Origin of the sequence: Halorubrum ejinorense, from assembly GCF_039522565.1 — an archaeon.
GTDB classification, from domain to species: Archaea; Halobacteriota; Halobacteria; order Halobacteriales; family Haloferacaceae; genus Halorubrum; species Halorubrum ejinorense.
In genome coordinates this window covers 25,518-43,755 of record NZ_BAAADQ010000012.1, presented here as the reverse complement: position 1 = coordinate 43,755, position 18,238 = coordinate 25,518, and the positions used below count along the sequence as shown (strand labels likewise).

The 18,238-nt window shown below is 57.9% G+C and carries 15 protein-coding genes and 1 pseudogene; 9 read left to right on the top strand and 7 right to left on the bottom strand.

From position 1 onward, the window contains the following. Positions 1 to 140: 140 nt before the first annotated feature. Positions 141 to 1,229 carry a dipeptidase gene (locus tag ABDZ89_RS10505; protein WP_343778868.1) on the bottom strand — a complete coding sequence of 363 codons (1,089 nt, stop codon included), beginning with the start codon at positions 1,227 to 1,229 and terminating at the stop codon, positions 141 to 143. A gap of 1,554 nt (positions 1,230 to 2,783) precedes the next feature. Then, positions 2,784 to 3,296, bottom strand: coding sequence for a metal-dependent hydrolase (locus ABDZ89_RS10500; protein ID WP_343778866.1), 513 nt, complete (start codon positions 3,294 to 3,296; stop codon positions 2,784 to 2,786). A 199-nt stretch (positions 3,297 to 3,495) separates the two neighbouring features. Here ABDZ89_RS10500 and ABDZ89_RS10495 point away from each other — a divergent pair, with 199 nt between their 5' ends. From ABDZ89_RS10495 to ABDZ89_RS10480, 4 genes are all read left to right on the top strand, one after another. Next, positions 3,496 to 4,473, top strand: a complete 978-nt coding sequence (locus ABDZ89_RS10495) for a DUF368 domain-containing protein (RefSeq protein ID WP_371153055.1) — start codon at positions 3,496 to 3,498, stop codon at positions 4,471 to 4,473. A gap of 290 nt (positions 4,474 to 4,763) precedes the next feature. Then, positions 4,764 to 6,707, top strand: coding sequence for an archaea-specific SMC-related protein (locus ABDZ89_RS10490; RefSeq protein WP_343778863.1), 1,944 nt, complete (start codon positions 4,764 to 4,766; stop codon positions 6,705 to 6,707). 95 nt (positions 6,708 to 6,802) lie between these two features. Continuing rightward, positions 6,803 to 7,411 carry a rod-determining factor RdfA gene (gene rdfA, locus ABDZ89_RS10485; RefSeq protein WP_343778862.1) on the top strand — a complete coding sequence of 203 codons (609 nt, stop codon included), beginning with the start codon at positions 6,803 to 6,805 and terminating at the stop codon, positions 7,409 to 7,411. 268 nt (positions 7,412 to 7,679) lie between these two features. Next, entirely contained in the window at positions 7,680 to 8,090 is a 411-nt protein-coding gene (locus ABDZ89_RS10480; protein ID WP_343778860.1) for a CBS domain-containing protein, read from the top strand. A 345-nt stretch (positions 8,091 to 8,435) separates the two neighbouring features. On the opposite strand, the gene ABDZ89_RS10475 is transcribed toward ABDZ89_RS10480, so the two are convergent. Continuing rightward, a complete protein-coding gene (locus ABDZ89_RS10475) occupies positions 8,436 to 10,118 on the bottom strand; it encodes an NAD+ synthase (protein WP_343778858.1) in 1,683 nt (560 codons plus the stop codon). 354 nt (positions 10,119 to 10,472) lie between these two features. Here ABDZ89_RS10475 and ABDZ89_RS10470 point away from each other — a divergent pair, with 354 nt between their 5' ends. From ABDZ89_RS10470 to ABDZ89_RS10450, 5 genes are all read left to right on the top strand, one after another. Continuing rightward, positions 10,473 to 10,844, top strand: a complete 372-nt coding sequence (locus ABDZ89_RS10470) for a MarR family transcriptional regulator (protein WP_343778856.1) — start codon at positions 10,473 to 10,475, stop codon at positions 10,842 to 10,844. Next, positions 10,841 to 11,191 (top strand): type II toxin-antitoxin system PemK/MazF family toxin, encoded by a 351-nt coding sequence (locus ABDZ89_RS10465; RefSeq protein ID WP_268105792.1) that lies wholly within the window; start codon positions 10,841 to 10,843, stop codon positions 11,189 to 11,191. Before ABDZ89_RS10470 ends, ABDZ89_RS10465 begins: the two co-directional genes overlap by 4 nt. 156 nt (positions 11,192 to 11,347) lie before the next feature. Beyond that, positions 11,348 to 11,716, top strand: coding sequence for a UPF0175 family protein (locus tag ABDZ89_RS10460; protein ID WP_343778854.1), 369 nt, complete (start codon positions 11,348 to 11,350; stop codon positions 11,714 to 11,716). Between the two features lie 358 nt (positions 11,717 to 12,074). After that, a complete protein-coding gene (locus ABDZ89_RS10455) occupies positions 12,075 to 12,866 on the top strand; it encodes a 2-oxo acid dehydrogenase subunit E2 (protein WP_343778852.1) in 792 nt (263 codons plus the stop codon). Between the two features lie 267 nt (positions 12,867 to 13,133). Continuing rightward, the gene (locus tag ABDZ89_RS10450) at positions 13,134 to 13,907 is read left to right on the top strand and encodes an SDR family oxidoreductase (RefSeq protein WP_343778850.1); all 774 of its coding nucleotides are present in this window, start codon (positions 13,134 to 13,136) and stop codon (positions 13,905 to 13,907) included. A gap of 234 nt (positions 13,908 to 14,141) precedes the next feature. Here the strand turns inward: ABDZ89_RS10450 and ABDZ89_RS10445 are convergent. The 4 genes and pseudogenes from ABDZ89_RS10445 to sufB all read right to left on the bottom strand — a co-directional run. Then, positions 14,142 to 14,704, bottom strand: a pseudogene (locus tag ABDZ89_RS10445) (transposase); the annotation flags it as partial. A gap of 66 nt (positions 14,705 to 14,770) precedes the next feature. Further along, positions 14,771 to 15,643 carry a transcription initiation factor IIB gene (locus tag ABDZ89_RS10440; RefSeq protein ID WP_371153059.1) on the bottom strand — a complete coding sequence of 291 codons (873 nt, stop codon included), beginning with the start codon at positions 15,641 to 15,643 and terminating at the stop codon, positions 14,771 to 14,773. Positions 15,644 to 16,280: 637 nt separating this feature from the next. Next, positions 16,281 to 16,421, bottom strand: a complete 141-nt coding sequence (locus tag ABDZ89_RS17125) for a DUF7563 family protein (RefSeq protein WP_425544611.1) — start codon at positions 16,419 to 16,421, stop codon at positions 16,281 to 16,283. A 4-nt stretch (positions 16,422 to 16,425) separates the two neighbouring features. Beyond that, a complete protein-coding gene (gene sufB, locus ABDZ89_RS10435) occupies positions 16,426 to 17,856 on the bottom strand; it encodes a Fe-S cluster assembly protein SufB (protein ID WP_343778848.1) in 1,431 nt (476 codons plus the stop codon). Between the last annotated feature and the right edge of the window lie 382 nt (positions 17,857 to 18,238).

The window sequence follows — 18,238 nt, the reverse complement described above, 5'->3', positions numbered from 1 at the left end:
GAACCCACCCACGACGGCCCGGTACATAACTCCACACCCCGGGTCGGGCCCGAACACAACCGGGACCAGAAGGTACGCCGCCGAACTCCCCCGAACGCGTTCCGGATCATCTGGACCCCGACCGACCGACGCGCCGGGACTCACTCCCAGACCGACTCGAACACGCGCTGGAGGTTGCCCCCGAGGATCTTCCGCACCTCGTCGTCGTCGTAGCCCCTGTCGACCAAGCCCCGGGTCAGGTTCCCGAGTCTCGTGTACCGGTTCAGGCCCTCCGGGTAGGGGTCCATCCGGTCGGTCGGGCCGTCGCCGTACACCTCGGGGTGCGTCTTGCGCCAGACGTTGAGGTTCGACCCTTGGTGGATCGACCCCGAATTCAGGGTCCGGTCGCTCATGTCGCCCCCAAAGGCGACGCTGTCGATGCCGCCAACCTCAACCGCGTGGTCGACGTGGTCGAGGACGTCGTGGACCGTCGCCGGCTGGACCTCGTGAGTATCCGGGTCACGTTTGATCACTGGCGGAAACGGCGTGATACAGTTGACACCACCGGCTTCGGCGACGGCGCGCAACTGCTCGTCGGTCTTGGCCCGCCCTTGGGAGTTCGCCAAGGCCCGACAGCCGATGTGGGAGGCGATAACCGGGTCCGCCGAGTGCTCAACGACATCCATCGTCGTCGCGTCGTTTGTGTGGGAGACGTCCAGTAGTATCCCCCTGTCGTTGAGCTCCTCGACGGCCTCCCGACCGAGCATGGTGAGTCCGGCGTCGCGGCCCTCGCAGCAGCCGTCGCCGAGCGTGTTGGCCCGGTTGTACGCGAGGTCAATCACCTTCACGTCGAGTTCGTCGACGACCCGGATCCGGTCGAGGTCAGTTCCGACCCAGTTTGCCCCCTGGAACCCGAGGACGATCCCGGTCCGGTCTCCGGCGCTATCGATATCCTCGACCGACTCGATCAAAAAGTAGTTGTCGGCGTTAGCTCGGATCCGTTCCCGCACCTCGCAGACGCCGTCGACCGTCGCCTCGAAGTCGTCGTCCGACCCGCCGACGGTGAGGTTCCCCGCGGCGATCCCTGCCTCGGGCAGGCGGTCGCGGTAGTCGGAATCGTCGAGGTAGTAGGTCCCGGCGATTAGGCCGTCCACGATGGTCGTACTGCGGTGGAGTTCGTCCGCTCGGGCCTGTTCCTCGTCGGTCAGTTCGAAAAACTCTCGGCTGTCGTCGGGGGTAGTGGTCGCCATAGCTATCCTATCTCCCCGGAGCACCTAAAACCAGGTGCCCGGGAGATCCAGGTGCCGGCTGATCGATGTCACCGGCCGCCCGGAGGCGATGTACCTGATCCGGCGGAACCGACGTCGGTACGCTCGCTTGGGTCACCGCCCGACAGAGGCCCCGGACTTGCCAATCGCGGGCAGGGACGACGTTTGGACCTGGGGAACGGATCACCCGACGTGTCCAGCCTCGTTCGGAGCATGGAGGCATCTCGGAACCGGCGTGCGGTGACCCCCTCATAACCTCGAAGCCCCCCCGCGATCCTGGGGCGTTCCCTGGGCCGACGGTAGGAGCTATCCACCTCACCGGAGGGACGGTGATCTTCCTCCGTCGCACTGGACAGATACCGCTCGACTGGCCGTCGAGGGCCGTGTCGACCCGCAGTGACCGGGTGCCCCCAGAACCCTCTAGCTCCGACCGGTACCGCCCCGGGCTGTTCGGAGTCGGGTGTGGCCCGTCGGCGCCCCACCGACCCGGTGTCGATCCCGGGGCCGACGGAGAGCTACGGACCGGTACCAACGACATATTTTGTTTGGATGAGTGAAACAACTGTGTTGGGAGTTAACAAGGATCGATAGCGATAAAACCCACCATTTGGGCCTCTCACGGTCGAATTAGCCCTAAGACGCCCCTGCCATTCCAGAACTGATCGTTCATTTGTTTGGAAGAGAAAAACACTTGTTACTAAATCCTGAGCGGGCCGGACGCCGCGATGAATGTTTGGTCCGCCTCGTCGAGATGGTGTACCTATCTTTCGACCAAGCGCTGCCACGGCCTGAGCCATAGCTTACGGTGTTCGACCTGTCTGGGAATAGGACGAACAGTGGTACGTGGGTGATCTCGTCGTGGAGGTAGCGCGGGTGTTTGTAGTAGCAGCGAAGGCTCTTAGCCGCGAACTCGTCAAGCACCGGCGAGGTGTCGCGGCCGTGGCCGTAACACCGGAGGTGGTCTGCGCGGAGCGCGCAAGGGGTGAATAAAACGACGTTTGTACGGTGTTTGTCCAGCATGTTCGGGAAATATATCGGCGTTAATGTGTTACGTACCCGATGGGACTCCCGCCAGCGTTCACAACTATATGTTATCTGACTGGTGTTAACTAGCTACATGGTTATACATTACATCTGTATCCGTGTAAAGATAGCTGTGGCGACAATATAATCAATATAACTATTACGCCTGTAGTAGCGTAAATGATCAAATCATAATCTGTTGGCGGTTCGATACAATCTTGAGAAGACAAATACTGGTGTATGAGAAATAAAGTGGAGATTCTATTACCATCGTCGCATAAGAGATCAGTCACTGAAATACCGCGGAGAATACGGTAGTAACCAACTGTTTGTCACAGTCGAACTCGCGCTTCCGGCCTGACGGTCCGCGTTCACCCAGTTCGTGAGGTATTCATGGAGGCCAAACCTTTTTTTGCGACTGAAAGGCCACAATGGCTGAGCTAGCCAATGTAATGTTTGGTTATACCAATTTGCGTATGTGCTCGTCCCGGTTGCGAAGCACCGCACCACGGATCAGGTTCCTGCTTGAGCGTGACGAAACACGTCTACGAGAATATAATACCCCGTGACGACGAGGAATCCGACGGAAAACAGCGTGAACAGATGGATGTTAATCGACCGCGGACCGGCCCAATACGGGATCGCGGGTCTCGGGACCGGTGGAGTGAGCGGCCAAAATAGATCACTCGGAATCTGACCTGCTGATAGCGCAGCGTAATTGTCCGCGACGAGATGCGAGGCGTACGCGATGGCAAACGCGATCCCTGCTCGGAACCTGTCGGTCTTCCACCCGTATAGAACGGCAAGTGTCCAGATTGGAACGGCAACTGGCAGCGAGTGCATACCGACGCGGCCGGTCGGTAACACACCCAGCTCCAGCGCGAGCGGTTTATCGATGATATCCGGGAACTGACTCCCAACGAACGCCACGGCCGCGAGCTCGAGCGACGGGAATCGTCGCGCCACGAGAGCCACGTAACAGCCCACGCATAGAAGCGCGACAATTAGGTGTTCGATCGGTCGCATCGTTTCACCTGTTCATTTCAACGATAAAAACGTCATCGTTGATCCGATTTAGACTCTCTACGACTCCCACCCATCGTGCCGTCGATACCGTGTGACGCCACCTCGTCGAGTTCATCTCCGATCCACACAATGCCGCTCCGTTGGATTCGTCGCGTACAACCCCAATAGCTATGTCCGATTCCACCGTGGATTTGTGACCATGACGACTACGCGTCGGATACTCGGGATCTATCTCCGAGGATTCTGTATGGGGGCCGCCGACGCCGTCCCTGGCGTCTCCGGCGGGACGATAGCACTCCTCACCGGCATCTACGAGCGACTCATCACCGCCATCACGGCTCTCACCGTGAGTAGGATTCGCCGACTCGCTCACGACGCCCGCGACGGAAATCGTCAGGCCGTCGTTCGGACCCTCACTGAGCTGGATATCGGGTTCCTCGTTGTCCTCGGAACAGGAATCGCTACCGCCGTCGTGAGCGTCTTGCGACTCATCAGTTGGTTACTGACCGTTTCGCCGGTTGAGGTGTACGGATTCTTTTTCGGGTTGATCGGTGCTTCCGCCATCATCCTCTACCGGGACGTCTCGCTGGAGACCTGGGGGAAGCGAGCCGCTGTCATCGTCGGATTCTTCCTCGCCTTCGTCGGTTCCGGCTACGCGGCGACGGGGATCAGCACGTCGCTCCCGGTGTTGTTTCTCGCTGGCACCGTTGCGATCAGCGCGATGGTCCTCCCGGGACTGTCCGGATCGCTGTTGCTCCTCGTCCTTGGCCAGTACGAGTACATGTCGACGGCGCTGAGTCGATTCACCGACGCGCTTCTTGCCGCGCTACAGGGTGGCGGCGCCGAAGCCGTCTACCAGAGCGCCGTTCCCGTCGTGACTTTCCTCCTCGGTGCGGTCGTCGGGCTGCTATCCGTTGCCCATGCGGTTCGGGCCGCGTTCAAACGGAACCGTGAGATGACCGTTGCTTTCCTCGTTAGCCTGATCTTCGGCGCACTCCGAGCCCCCGTCGAACAGGCGTCCGTTGAGCTAGCCGCGATGGGACTGAACTGGACGCGGTATTGGATTCAGTCGTTCATTCTGTTCGCAATTGTGGGCGTCGGCCTCGTCGTCATCTTCGAATGGGTCTCAACTCGAGATGTACAGTTTGCGTCGGTTACGGAGCACCAAGCCGAGTGAACGTCTTCCTGACTATCCAAACTGACCGTCTTGGGTGACTACTTTTTATTGTCTTGTGTGTATTGACCAATATTGATATCAACGCCTGATGCCGGAGTCGGAGGGCCACTGTCGTGTCGCGCCCACGCTAGCTTATGACAAAATAAAAATACTAAAACAGTACTCTACATTATAGATTAGAAATAGTCTCTCCTTTCTATGTGAGTATATTTGAATTATACGTCTCGTGAGTCGCTCAGCCACTCAGACATAAACACATTCAATTATGAGAAGAATTTAGCATAGGGTACATGGCTACGAATCAAGTCACCGAGTCCGCCGTTCGCGTCGAAGTCGAAAACATCGGTGGAATCGACGAAGCGAGCAGTACCCTCCCACCCGGTGTTTCGGTGCTCACCGGTGAGAACGCGACGAATCGGACATCGTTTCTCACCGCCATCATGGCCGGTCTCGGGAGTGAACGGGCATCGCTGAAAGGCGACGCCGAGCGCGGTTCAGTCACGCTCGAAATCGACGGCACGACGTACACCCGAACGGTGGAGCGACAGGGAGAGACGGTCACATTCGGGGGCGACCCGTTCCTCGACGACCCGGAGCTCGCCGAACTCTTCGCGTTCCTCCTCGAGAGCAACGAAGCGCGACGGACCATCGCGAGGGGCGATGACCTCCGCGAACTCATCATGCGTCCCGTCGACACCGACCGGATCGACGCCGAAATAGACTCCTGTAAACGCGAACGCGACGAGATCGATGACGAGCTGGAACGGCTAGACCGGATCGAGAATGAGCTCCCCGAGCTCGAGGAAGAACGGCAAGAGACGAAAGAAGAGCTCGACTCGACGCTGGAAGAGCTTGACGCGGTTCAAGACGAGATAGACGCGTACGACAAAGACATTGAACAGAGCCGTTCGCAGAAACAAGAGCTCGAAGCGGCGTTTCAGCGCGTTCGGGACGCGAGATCGGAGCTCGAAGACCTCGAGTTCGACCTCGAAACGGATCGGTCGACGCTCGAAGAACTCGAATCCGAACAGGCAGACCTCGAGGATACGCTGGCCACTGCCGACGAACCTGAAGAGAGTCCCGACCGCCTGACCGGTCGTATTCAAGAGCTACGAGACCGGAAGCGCAAGATCGACGATACGATCAGCGAGCTCGGCAGTGTCATTAATTTCAACGAGGAGATGCTCGAGGACGAGGGCGTTAGCGTGGAGTTAGCTGACGAGGACTCGAGCGGGGCTCCGACGGACGAGCTCCTCGCCGCCGACGAAATGACGTGTTGGACCTGTGGGTCGTCGGTCTCCGCTGACGAACTCTCTACCACGCTCGATCGGCTCCGCAGCCTTCGGGCCGACAAGCTCGACGAACGCCGAGGGGTCGAATCAGACATCGATGAACTCTCCGAGAAGCGGTCCGACCTTCGCGAACAGCGCAACGCCCTAGAGCAGGCCGAAGACCGACTAGAGACCGTCGAGTCCGAAATCGAGGCCACGCAAGAGCGGATCAGCGATCTCGAATCGCGCATCGAATCCAAACAGGAGGAGGTAGCGGAGCTCGAAGCCGAAACCGAGTCGATCGAGGTCGACGACCACGAGGACCTGCTCGAACTCCACCGCGAGTCGAACGAACTGGAGCTCAGAGTCGAAAATCTCGAGTCAGATCTCGAAACGCTCGATACGAAGATCGCTGAACGGGAGGAGGCGATCCAGAAGCGCGACGAGCTAGAAGCCGACCGCGAGGACGTCTCACAGCGGCTCACTGACCTCCGAACGCGCATCGAGGATCTCGAAGCGGAGGCGGTCGAAGCGTTCAACACGCACATGGAGACCCTTCTCGATATCCTCGAGTACGAGAACCTCGACCGGATCTGGATCGAACGACGTCAGGAACGGGTCAGGGAAGGCCGTCGGAAAGTCGAGAAGACCCGATTCGATCTCCATATCGTGCGGTCGGCTACCGACGGTACGGCGTATGAAGACACTATCGAGCACCTCTCGGAGAGCGAACGTGAAGTGACGGGACTGGTGTTCGCTCTGGCCGGGTACCTAGTCCATGACGTCCACGAACAGCTGCCGTTCATCCTGCTCGACTCGCTGGAGGCGATCGATTCGAACCGGATCGCGCGGCTCGTCGAGTACTTCCGGACTCATGCCCCCTACATTACGGTAGCGCTCCTTCCCGAGGACGCCGCCGCGCTCTCAGACGATTACACCTACATCACTAGCATCGACTCCTAACGCCCGCTGGTCCTGCGGGTCCGTGGGCGCAGTACTACCAGCACTCCGACAAATTACATCGGTAAGCTTGTAACGCTCGATACGGTACATTAGACATGAGCAACGAGTCACGCAAGCGCGGGACGAAAGTCGCGCGGCTCATCGAGAAGTACGAGCTATCGGGAAAGGGGGCAGAGCTAGAGGCAGCGTGGATCGGTGACGACGGCGAGCGAACGAGCCTCCGCGACCTCGCCGACGAATTCAACGAGACGGTCCTCCGGTCGACACTCAAAGAAAACGGAATATCGCTCTCCAACTTCGAGGTCGCCGGGACGTATGAGGCGCTTCGGCACGGGTCTGGATCTGACGAAACCCGCGCTCGTCGACGGCTCGAACGGGAGGGAGTCGACGTTGAGGAACTCACCGGCGACTTCGTAACGCACCAGTCCGTACACACGTATCTCACGGACGCCCGTAACGCGTCGCTTCCAGACCAGGGCGAAGACGCGGTCGAACGGCGCACGGAGACAATCGAGAAGTTAGAGGGCCGCACCGCAGTGGTGACCGAGGCATCGATCGAATCGACACTCCCTGATGAAGAACTGAACCGTGTCGATTACGACGTCATCGTGGACGTGCAAGTCGTCTGTTCGGCCTGCGGCTCGACGTACGATGCCGGTGAACTCCTGCGTCAGGGTGGCTGTGACTGCGGGGACTCGGCGTAGCAAAGCTCGCAATATATACTCTCTCAATTATTATGCCTTAGCTGATAAAAAATATAACAAAATATCTATATGATTGATTTGCGGCGGGTGGCCGGCAATCTGACAAGCCGTTTGAGTCCACTCCTACTGAGGGTCCCGCACTTTCTCCGTACTCGTCCAACTATATTGATTAATACTGTATAATAAGCAAGCCCGCGTCCGGTACGCTGAGAGAGTCTCAACTGATCGACCGCAATTAGTATACAGCAGCAGTACGTGTACCAGTACCATGGGTGTAGACAACACTCCGGTTGAAAAATTGATGAGCACTGACCTTCTGACCGTTACACCCGACACCGACATCAACAAAGCCGCAGATATCTTGCTCGACGAGGGTGTCGGGTCACTGATCGTCTTAGACGCCGACGATAACCTCGCAGGAGTACTGACAAGCACTGATTTCGTTACAGTCGTCTCGACAAACCACTCCTCGTACACTGGGGTCGTCGGCGATTACATGACGGAAGACGTTCTCACGGTTCCCTCTTCGGCCACGCTCTACAATGCCGCGGTCAAGATGATACGAGAAGACGTCCAGCACCTCCCCGTCGCCGGTGACGGCAACGAAATCGTGGGAATGCTGTCTGCGACGGATCTCACGGCGCAACTGACGTACATGGGCAGCAGTGGAACCGATTAACTGTTCTGAGACTACTCTCACGCACGTCTCGGAGTTGCTCATGTTGATTTCGCGGGCGGGGTCCGACAGGTCGGCCGCGTGTAACCGACTACAGATCTAAGTTGAGAATCTAAGATAGTAGTCTTAGACGAATATCTAAGCTTTGTTTCTAAGTCGTCATTCTACGGCCTGAGCAGGCCGAGTGACCCGGGGCTTGACCCGAGGGGGTTCGCATACTGAGCCACCGCTTCCAGACGTGTGGCCGAACTCTGCCGAAAACGACCCGACAACACGGTTGTGAACTCACCCCGGAGTCTAGCCCCGGGGCAGTCGCCTCGACCGCCTGTACACCCAGAGGTAGGTGCCTCAGTGACCGTCGAGCACGTGGTCGTACGTCGCGGCGATCGGATAGTTCCACCCGCGTCCGAGTGCCTTCTGCGTGATACGGAGCGGCGGCGGTGTCTGTCGTCGTTTGAATTCGGCGTGCGTTACCCGTCTGAGGGCTTCGTCAACGACGTGGTCAGGATACCCACGCTGGATCGATTCGGCGTTACCACCCCCCTCGATGTACTGTTTTAGAATGGGATCTAGAACCTCATACGCCGGAATTTCCTCCTCGTCAGCCTGCCCCGCGCGTAGCTCTGCGGTCGGTTCCTTCTCGATTACTGACCTCGGGATGACCGGAGACGTCCCGGCCGACGCAAGCGTCCGGTTAAACACCTCTGCGAGTTCGTACACCAGTTGCTTGTAACAGTCACCGAGCGGGGCGAGCGCACCCACGGCGTCGCCGTACAGCGTACAGTAGCCGACGGCGGCCTCACTCTTGTTATCGGGCGTAAGCACGAGGGCATCGCGCTGATTTGCGATCCCCATGAGGATGGCGCCACGGATCCGCGCTTGGATGTTTTCAGCTGCGACACCGGTGAGCGATGCGTCGTTCGCTTCGAGCGTCCCGGATATCGTCTCTACCATCGCCCCGATTGGGATTACGTCGAATTCAATCTCTAGGTTCGCCGCCACTGCGCGGGCGTCAGCGACGCTCTGTTCGCTCGTGATCTCGCTCGGAAGCGACACGCCGTAGACGCTGTCCTTGCCGAGCGCGGCAACCGCGAGCGCGGCTGCGACGGCGGAATCGATTCCACCTGATAAGCCAATTACCGCTTCCTCAAACCCGGTCTTTTCGAAGTAATCACGCACCCCAAGCATGAGTGCCTCGCGAGCCTGCGCAGCACGAGTTTCTGACTCGCCCGTCCGAGCGGCCGCGCTACCAGTGATCGGAACATCTACCACCGCTGTGTCGGAGTCGAATCCCGCGAGCCGCTCGTGGACTGCCCCGTCAACGGTGACTAGCGAGTGGCCGTCAAAAATCAACTCGTCGTTGCCGCCGACCTGATTGGCGAAGACGACCGGGCACCCCGTCTCGGCCGCGTGGGTCGTGAAGCGGTTCTCACGGCGAGACGGTTTGTTGAGACTGAACGGGCTCGCTGATAGCGTGACGATGAGTTCCGCGCCGCTCGCAGCTGTGTCCTGTAGCGGCGTCTCGTCGTGGCGCTGTGTTCCGGTTACCTTGGCGTCTTGCCACGCGTCTTCACAAATCGTGACTCCCACCGATGTTCCGCCAACGTCCACGACCAACGGCTCGCTCCCGCGGCGGAAGTAGCGATGTTCGTCGAAGACGTCGTAGGTCGGGAGTAAGCGCTTGTGATACGTCTCACTCCATTCCCCATCGCGTAACACGATCGCCGCGTTGTGGATCGGTGCGCCGGTCTCGTAGTCCGTCCTGACCGCAGCCCCAACAATCAGTGGTGGTCCGTCCTCGGTCTCTGAAGCGAGGTCGTTGAGTGTAGATTCCTGCGCATCGAGTATCCCCGACCGGTGGAGCAGGTCGCGGGGTGGATACCCCAGCAACGAGAGCTCGGGTGTGACAACGAGATCCGGATCAGTAGCCAGTAGCTCTCCGTACTCGTCAGTGACCTTGTTACAATTCCCGCGGACATCTCCAATTATCGGATTGTGTTGTATAATGCCTATCTTTAGCTCTTTTTCCATCCTTCTAGAGAAAGTTTGACTGAACACTAATAAAAACTAGAATAGGTTGGTGTGTATAGTCAATTACTGAGTTCCCCCTTGTCAGTTCGCCCGCCCTGTAGTTCAGCAGTATAGATTCAAACTCGAAGCTAGACGGTTCGAATCACCACGAACTCATGTTGATTCGATTCAATACTGGCCCATCCTCCGAAAGTATGGAATTTCACCGTAGTCATGGTAGTTGAGACTGGCCGTCTCAATGTATACGATTCTCGAACTGCTTCGACGAGGCTACGGGCGGAGTATCCCCTTCAGCAATTTCGTCGCTTTCACACCTAACACTCATTACGATTGACACCGTATTTCTGTTCAACGATGTCCATCGACCGAGATACCTTCGAGAAGACGAGCGAGGACGAACTCGAGGAACTGTCCGTCCCGGATCAGGTCCTCGGATTTCTCGCCGCCAACGATGATCGCGCGTTCAAGGCCCGCGAAATCGCCTCTCAGATCGGTCTCGATGAGGGCGCGGTCAGCACCGCGCTCTCGAGACTGAAGGACCGCGATCTCGTCGAACACAAAGCGACGTACTGGGCGATAACCGACGACACAGAGCGACTCGACGGATACAGCGGGTACGAACGAGCGACCGCCCTGTTCAACCAGCGACTCGATACAGAAGACAAGGAGTCTTGGCGGGAACACGCGCCCAGCGAGCCGCACCCCAATGTCGAGGACGAACAGTGACGGACGGAGGCGCTCCGATTTTCGAGCGTGGAGACGTCGTCTACGGCGATGATCCGTTCAAAGGTGACGAGGACGCTCGACCCTGGCTCATTCTCTCGAACCACAAGGGACGGCCGTTTTACGGCGAACAATACATCGCGCTGACGTTGACGTCGAAATCCTGGATGGACGGCCTCATCGACATTCCCGAAGAGAGTTGGCTTCGTGGCGGTACGCCAGACGAGAGCCGGGTCGTTCCATGGGGTGTACAATCGATTGGCCACGAGGACATCGATTTCTGGCAGGGCCGTCTCACAGACGATTTCGTCGATACCGCAACTACTGCTCTCGTCGACGAACTTCGGTAGCCACTTTCGAGCACTCACGTGCGACGTGTACATCCATTCCTGACCATAGTCTCAACTTCCCCACCGTTGCACAGTAGTTGAGGCCAGCTTTCTCAAGGCATATGGCAGTCTGGCGCAGTTCATAAATAGTATGAAGACGTAGTTTGGGATAGAACGATGGCACGAATCACCGGTTCCTATCCAGACGATCTCGACCTCCTCATCGAGGGTGCTGTCGAGGCTGGTGTGTTTGGGGGCAAGAGCGATGCGTTGCGTGAATTCGTGCGTGAGTACTTCGAGGACCACGAAAACGAACGCACCGCTGCTGCAGTCGCCCTCTACGAACGCGAGCGGATTACGCTCGGTGATGCTGCGAGACTCGCCCATGTCGATCGCTGGACGATGCGGGATATTCTCTGTGAGCACGGTGTAGAACTCCGGCTCGGGCTCGTGGATGAGGAGGATGCGGCCTACGAAGCGGAGGCGGCGACGGAACTCGAATTCGATGATGAGCCTGCTGATAACGATAACTCGGACTCGCAATGACGACTACCGATATTCTGTGGACCCAAGCGTTCTCAATACGACCGTTCTCTCGAACTTTGCATGCATTGACCAGTTGTGGGTGGTTTCAGGACTCTCAGGAATATGTACGGTGCCGGTCGTTCCTCTACCAATGAGCGCTCTCGAAATAAATCCCACTTCAACGCTGACTGACACAGTCTAAATGACCAACGCAGAAGGACGACTCCTCATGCTGCCGGTCGTTTTCCGGCACATCGTGACTGATAAGGAGATGTAACATCAAAGTATGGTGAGGGGTGACATTGGTGTTCAACTGGTTCTCGAGGGCGTGACTTTCGCAGGCGAGTACGGATTTAGTCCTGGCGCTTCATGATCAACTATGAGCAAAGTTGGCACTGACCGCGAGCGTGTGACTTCACAGCAGCAGCTGACGGTGGATTACATGCAGATGGCGGGACACCGGAGCAACATTCACGGACTCGTCGAGATTGACGTTACCGATGCCAGAGAGCGCATCCGGACCATCGAGGAAGAGACCGGAACAAAACTCTCGTTCACTGCTTTCATCGTATCCTGTTTGGCCGCCACTGTTGATGAACAGCCTCACGTTCAACGGTACCGTGATTGGCGAGGGCGAATCTACGAGTTCGAGGATGTCGATGTGAACGTCCTCATCGAACGGGAAACCGATGGTGACCAAATCGGCATCCCGTATGTCATTCGCCAAGCGAACCAGCGGACGATTCGGTCGATTCACGACGAAATTCGACGTGTCAAAGCAGACACGACGAACCGTCCAGAGGCCCGCGTCGCCAGATTCGCACGCCGCCTTCCCGGCTTTCTGCGCCGTCAAATATGGCGGCTTCCCCAGTGGTTCCCGACACGTTGGAAGCACATCGCTGGCAGTGTCGCGGTCACCTCTATCGGCATGTTCGGCACCGGAAACGGCTGGGCTATTAGTCCCACTAACTACACCCTCCAACTAACCGTCGGCGGGATCGGCACCAAACCACGCTTGATAGACGGCGAACTGTGTTCCAGGGAGTTCCTGAGCCTGACCGCCACGTTCGACCACGATGTCGTTGACGGAGCGCCAGCCACACGATTCGTCCAACGCCTCTGCGAACACATAGAAGCCAGTCACGGGCTTGATACTATATCCACCGAATGATTGAGCTATCGATTCCGGTTTGCTGGGTATACCCTCTGTATCGGTCACACCCTTACTGACTGGCGGGAGAGAGTTCGAAACGGCGCTGCTGCATACAGAGCGCTTCTCTCACACACAAGTATCTCTTGATTCGATCTATGTTGGACCGATCAACATTGTCCTCGTATTTCTCAATCGTGAGTACAGTTTTAGGCCGCGGCGTTATGCGGATTCAACAGGGCACAGTTGAGATACAGTTATTTCTTCTCCTGACCAAGATTGTGTGTGATGTCCACATTACTCAAAGACAACGTGGCGGTTGTTACCGGTGGCTCCAGCGGAAATGGACGCGCGATTGCCCGTCGGTTCGCTTCGGAAGGGGCCGACATCGTTATCGCGGATATTCAGGAGTCGCCTCGCGAGGGCGGGGACCCGACGCACGAACTGATCGAGGCCGAAACGGAGGCGAGGGCGACGTTCGTCGAGTGTGACGTCACGAACGTCGACGATCTCGAGGCGGCGGTCGAGGCTGCCGAGGAGTTCGGTGGGATCACCGTGATGGTGAACAACGCGGGGATCTTCCACGGCGAGGAGTTCCTGGAAGTCGACGAAGATGCGTTCGATCGGATGATGGACATCAACGTCAAAGGTGTCTATTTCGGCGCACAGGCGGCCGCAAAGCGGATGGTCGAAGCCGGGGGCGGGCGGATAATCAACCTCTCGTCGGTCGCCGGTCTCGAGGGCTCCGGCGAGTTCATCACGTACTGTGGGACGAAAGGTGCCGTGCGACTACTCACGTACTCGATGGCGGCGAAGCTGGGGCCCGATGGCGTTCGGGTGAACGCTATCCATCCGGGGCTGATCGAGACGACGATGACGACCGATGACTACCCGATTATGGGGACGGATGCTGAAGAAGAGTTCTTACAGGCAATCCCATCGCGGCGGGCGGGCCAGCCTGAAGACGTCGCGGATGCAGCGCTGTATCTCGCAAGTGATCTCTCAGACTACGTGAACGGTGAATCGCTCGTCGTTGACGGCGGGATGACGAATACACAGTAGATACGAAACAACGGCCACAAAGAAGGGAGTGGCCGTCGGATTATTCTCTCCTATCACCGTATCACGTGGGCCGCTATTTACCGTCGATTTACAGACGGAGGTCAGCCATTTCTGGTCGGAACTCAGTAATCGATTCGCAGGGACATTCTCTCGGCTGATTCAGGATTAATTTAGAGAAAATATCGAAGCTCTTGTGCTGACTACATCCTCTGGGCCTTGTTTAGACGCCAGCGTTCAGCGGTCTGTCCCCTCGATCGCGCGTTCGAGGTTTCGCACCGCTGATTTCATAACAAGTTCGCGGAATTGACCGAACCACGTTCTCACCCACAACGTCTCACCGTATCGCTACCGAAATCCGAAAAACACGGAATAAGCATTCGAACGCTGGTTATACGCCCGATCATGGATGAGTAAGTTTCTCGCCCATCCTCGGAAACCTGGGCCGCGTTGCGGAATCAACGGTGTGATACTTTCAGCAAGCAACCTCGTCCGAAGTGCTTCCCAGTCGTATCCTTAATCAGCCGCTACAGCCGTCAGATCGTCGAGATTCCGCACTAACATTGCCAGCTGACCTGTGTATCGTGCGGTTGTTTCATCGAACAGTGTATGTCTAGAATCGCACTCGTTTTACAACCGATGAGCAGCGTGGTCTTCACCGACTCAAAGGTGTAATCCGTCCGTTTCGCGTAGTGCTGGCTCGCTTGAATACGATCCACGTCGGTTGCGTCGATTGCCTGAATATCTCCGAGTTCATATAGTCCGACCGACCCGTCGAGGATCGCTCGCCACCGCTTCATCGGACTTCCTAGTAGATTTGGTACTTTGTCGGAGCTACTAGCAAGACGACACTAGTCACACATCATTCAGACTGAGCGACTCTCCTCGTCTAAACAAGGCTCATCCTCAGTATCCGCTGCGGCCAAAATCTCAGGATACCGGTTCCGTATCGTCATCTCGCTCACGCCTGTAGCATGAGCGATATCTGCCTGTCGGAGAGACTCATCGCATCGTTTAGCAGCCGCGTACAGCGCCCCAGCGGCGATGCCTACCGGATGTTTCCCGCTGTGAACGCCGTTTTCAACCGCTATTCCGGCGAGACGTCGTGCCTCTCGCTCTGTCGCGTCCGTACACCCCACGTCCGACGCGATCCGTCCGATGAACGAGCGGGGATCTGGTGGAGCAATTTCCAACCCGAGTTCACGTGAGACGTGTCGGTATGCCCGCTCAACGCGAATTTGTTCGACGCGGCTCACTGCCGAGACCTCGTCGATAGAGCGCGGGACACCGTCTATGCGACTCGCCGCGTATAGCGCCGCAGTGGCGACGCTTTCAACAGCTCGACCCGGAAGGAGTCCGTCCGCGAGTGCACGACGGTAGATGACGCCTGCCGTCTCTCGGGTGCTGTCGGGCACGCCGAGCGCGGAAGCCATGCGATCAATCTCACCAAGCGCATGCATGAGATTTCTATCCGTAGATGAGCGTCGTCGGAAGCGCTCATCCCACCGTCGAAGGCGACGCATCTGTTGTCGCCGTTCTCCAGACAGCGCGTTCCCCTTCGCATCGGTGTTCTGCCACCCGATCATCGTTGACAACCCCTTATCGTGTAAGAGGTTCGTGCTTGCTGGTCCGACGCGAGAGTCCTGATCGCCGGTGCCGTTCGGCGTGTACAGCGTGACACTCGTATCAAGCGTCGCGTCTGAAACGACGAGTCCACAGTCGTCACAGACCGCATCCACGCCATCATCGGCTCGACGAAGTCGTCCGTGACACTCCGGACACGTGGTCCGACCGTGCCGTCCGTCCCTATTCTCCTCGGAAACGGAGTCGGTAACAGATTGTCCGTCGCCGGTTTCGCTCGATGAGGCCCCGTGGGTCCTATCGCTGCGAGAAACGGTGTCCGGTTGCTCTCCGTCAGTGCGCTCGTTCATCACGTGGCATCACCCTCGTGACCGGGACGGAACAGACGCATTCCACCGCGTGTCTGACCTGTACTGTTCATCATGGGATCTGAGCCGGCGTCGAGTCGCTGATCCTGATTCCGTGCGCGGTAACTCTCGTAGCGACGGCAGATGGAACTGACCACACTGTCTCGGTGGGTACGGTTACCCCATCAATCGCGAGACAGACGAGCTTCCCTTGTCCCCGCCGCGCCGCAATGACAAATTCGAAACAACGTGACCGGTCGTCGGTCGCTGTCACGTGAATCGTTGAGAGCCCGTTCGCACTCTCCCACGTTGTCGTGTCGGCGATATTGAGGTCGCCTGCTGGCGTAACGACCGATGAGCCGCAGGCTGGACAGGACCCTTCGTGCGGCGTCGTTCCAAGGTACCCATAGTCGGTGTCACACGCGAAGCAGTGTTCCATAGTTCGCTGTCAGCGACGGGCTAGCACTGTCTCTGCGATGTTCGCCTTATTAGAACATGCTGGACAGGCAACTACGTCACCATCGTCTAACCCGAACACGGTCACAAACTGTTGTGAGACGTGTGCTCCACAATGTGTACACTCCGGCATCAGATCACCCCAGCGAGCCCTCCATTTCGAGTTCGACGAGCCGGTTGAGCTCGACGGCGTACTCGATGGGCAGCTCCTCCGTGATGGGCTCGATGAAGCCCGAGACGATCATCTGCTTGGCGTCGTCGTCGTCGAGGCCCCGCGACTGCAGGTAGAAGATGTCCTCGTCGCCGATCTTGCCGACGGTCGCCTCGTGGGCGACGTCGACCTTCGACTCGTTGATCTCCATGTACGGCATCGTGTCCGACGTCGACTCGTTGTCGAACATCAGCGCGTCGCACTCCACCGCGGTCGAGGAGTTTTCTGCCCCGTCGGCGATGTGGACGAGCCCGCGGTAGTTTGTACGGCCGCCGTCTTTCGCGATCGACTTCGACTCGACGGTCGACTTGGTGTCCGGCGCGTTGTGGTACACCTTCGCGCCGGTGTCGATGTTCTGGCCTTCGCCCGCAAAGGCGATGGTGATGTGGTTGTCGGAGGCGCCGCGGCCCTTCAGGATCGTCGACGGGTACAGCATCGTCGCCTTCGACCCCATCGATCCCGAAATCCACTCCATGCGCCCGCCCTTCTCGGCGATGGCGCGTTTCGTGTTCAGGTTGTACGTGTTCTTCGACCAGTTCTGTACGGTCGAGTACTGGACGTGGGCGTCCTCGCCGACGAACACTTCGACGCCACCGGAGTGGAGGTTGAACGCCGAGTACTTCGGCGCCGAGCAGCCCTCGATGTAGTGGACTTCCGAGCCCTCCTCGGCGATGATGAGCGTGTGCTCGAACTGGCCCATCCCCTCGGAGTTCATCCGGAAGTACGCCTGTACCGGCATGTCGACGGTGGTGTTCTCCGGCACGTAGACGAACGAGCCGCCGGACCAGATCGCGCCGTGGAGCGCCGCGAACTTGTTGTCGCTCGGGGGGACGCACTTCGTCATGAAGTGCTCGCGGACGAGCTCCTCGTGCTCTTGGACGGCCTCGTCCATGTTACAGAAGATGACGCCCTTCTCCTCCCAGCGCTCCTGCATGTTCTGGTAGACGACCTCGGACTCGTACTGGGCGCCGACGCCCGAGAGCGCGTTCTTCTCGGCCTCGGGGATGCCCAGCTTGTCGAAGGTGTCCTTGATCTCGTCCGGGAGCTCCGTCCAGTCGTCGACGCCGGCGCGGACGTCGACGTCCGGCCGGATGTACGGGATGATCTCGTCGACGTCGACCTCGCTGAGGTCGGGCTGGCCGGGCCAGTCGGTCGGCATCGGCATCTCCTGGAACTGCTTGAGCGCGCGCAGGCGCCGCTCCAGCATCCACTCCGGTTCGTCCTTGTCCTCCGAGATGACGCGGACCGTCTCCTCGGTGAGACCCTTCTCGGTCTGGAAGGCGGATTTCTCCTCCTTCTTAAACTCGAAGCGGGCCTCGGTGTTCGTCTCCTTGAGATCGTCTTGTTTTGAACTCATCAAAGTATTCTTCAGAGACTACGAATATAAGTGTGATGCGTTAGAATATAATTTTGTAACCTATATTGGTTTCTTTAATGGGAGAAGATAACTTTATGAGATTTAATTTGGTTTCACTACTTGATGGAACTTATTGGGATTAGCAAAAGAGTCCGCACATAGAATCAACTACTCTCGAATCCCTGTCAGAACCGACGTGATAGATACAACGCGCACATCCATCAGAGCAAGAATTCTTAGACTGGACTGAAAGAAAGCGAATATGGATGAATTATCATCAGACCGATGCGGATACACGTGGCCTGAAGATAATGGAGTTGTTCACAATCCAAGTCCCCAAAGTTGCTGCTGGCGGGAGACGATGGAAGAAAGCGACTCCTGT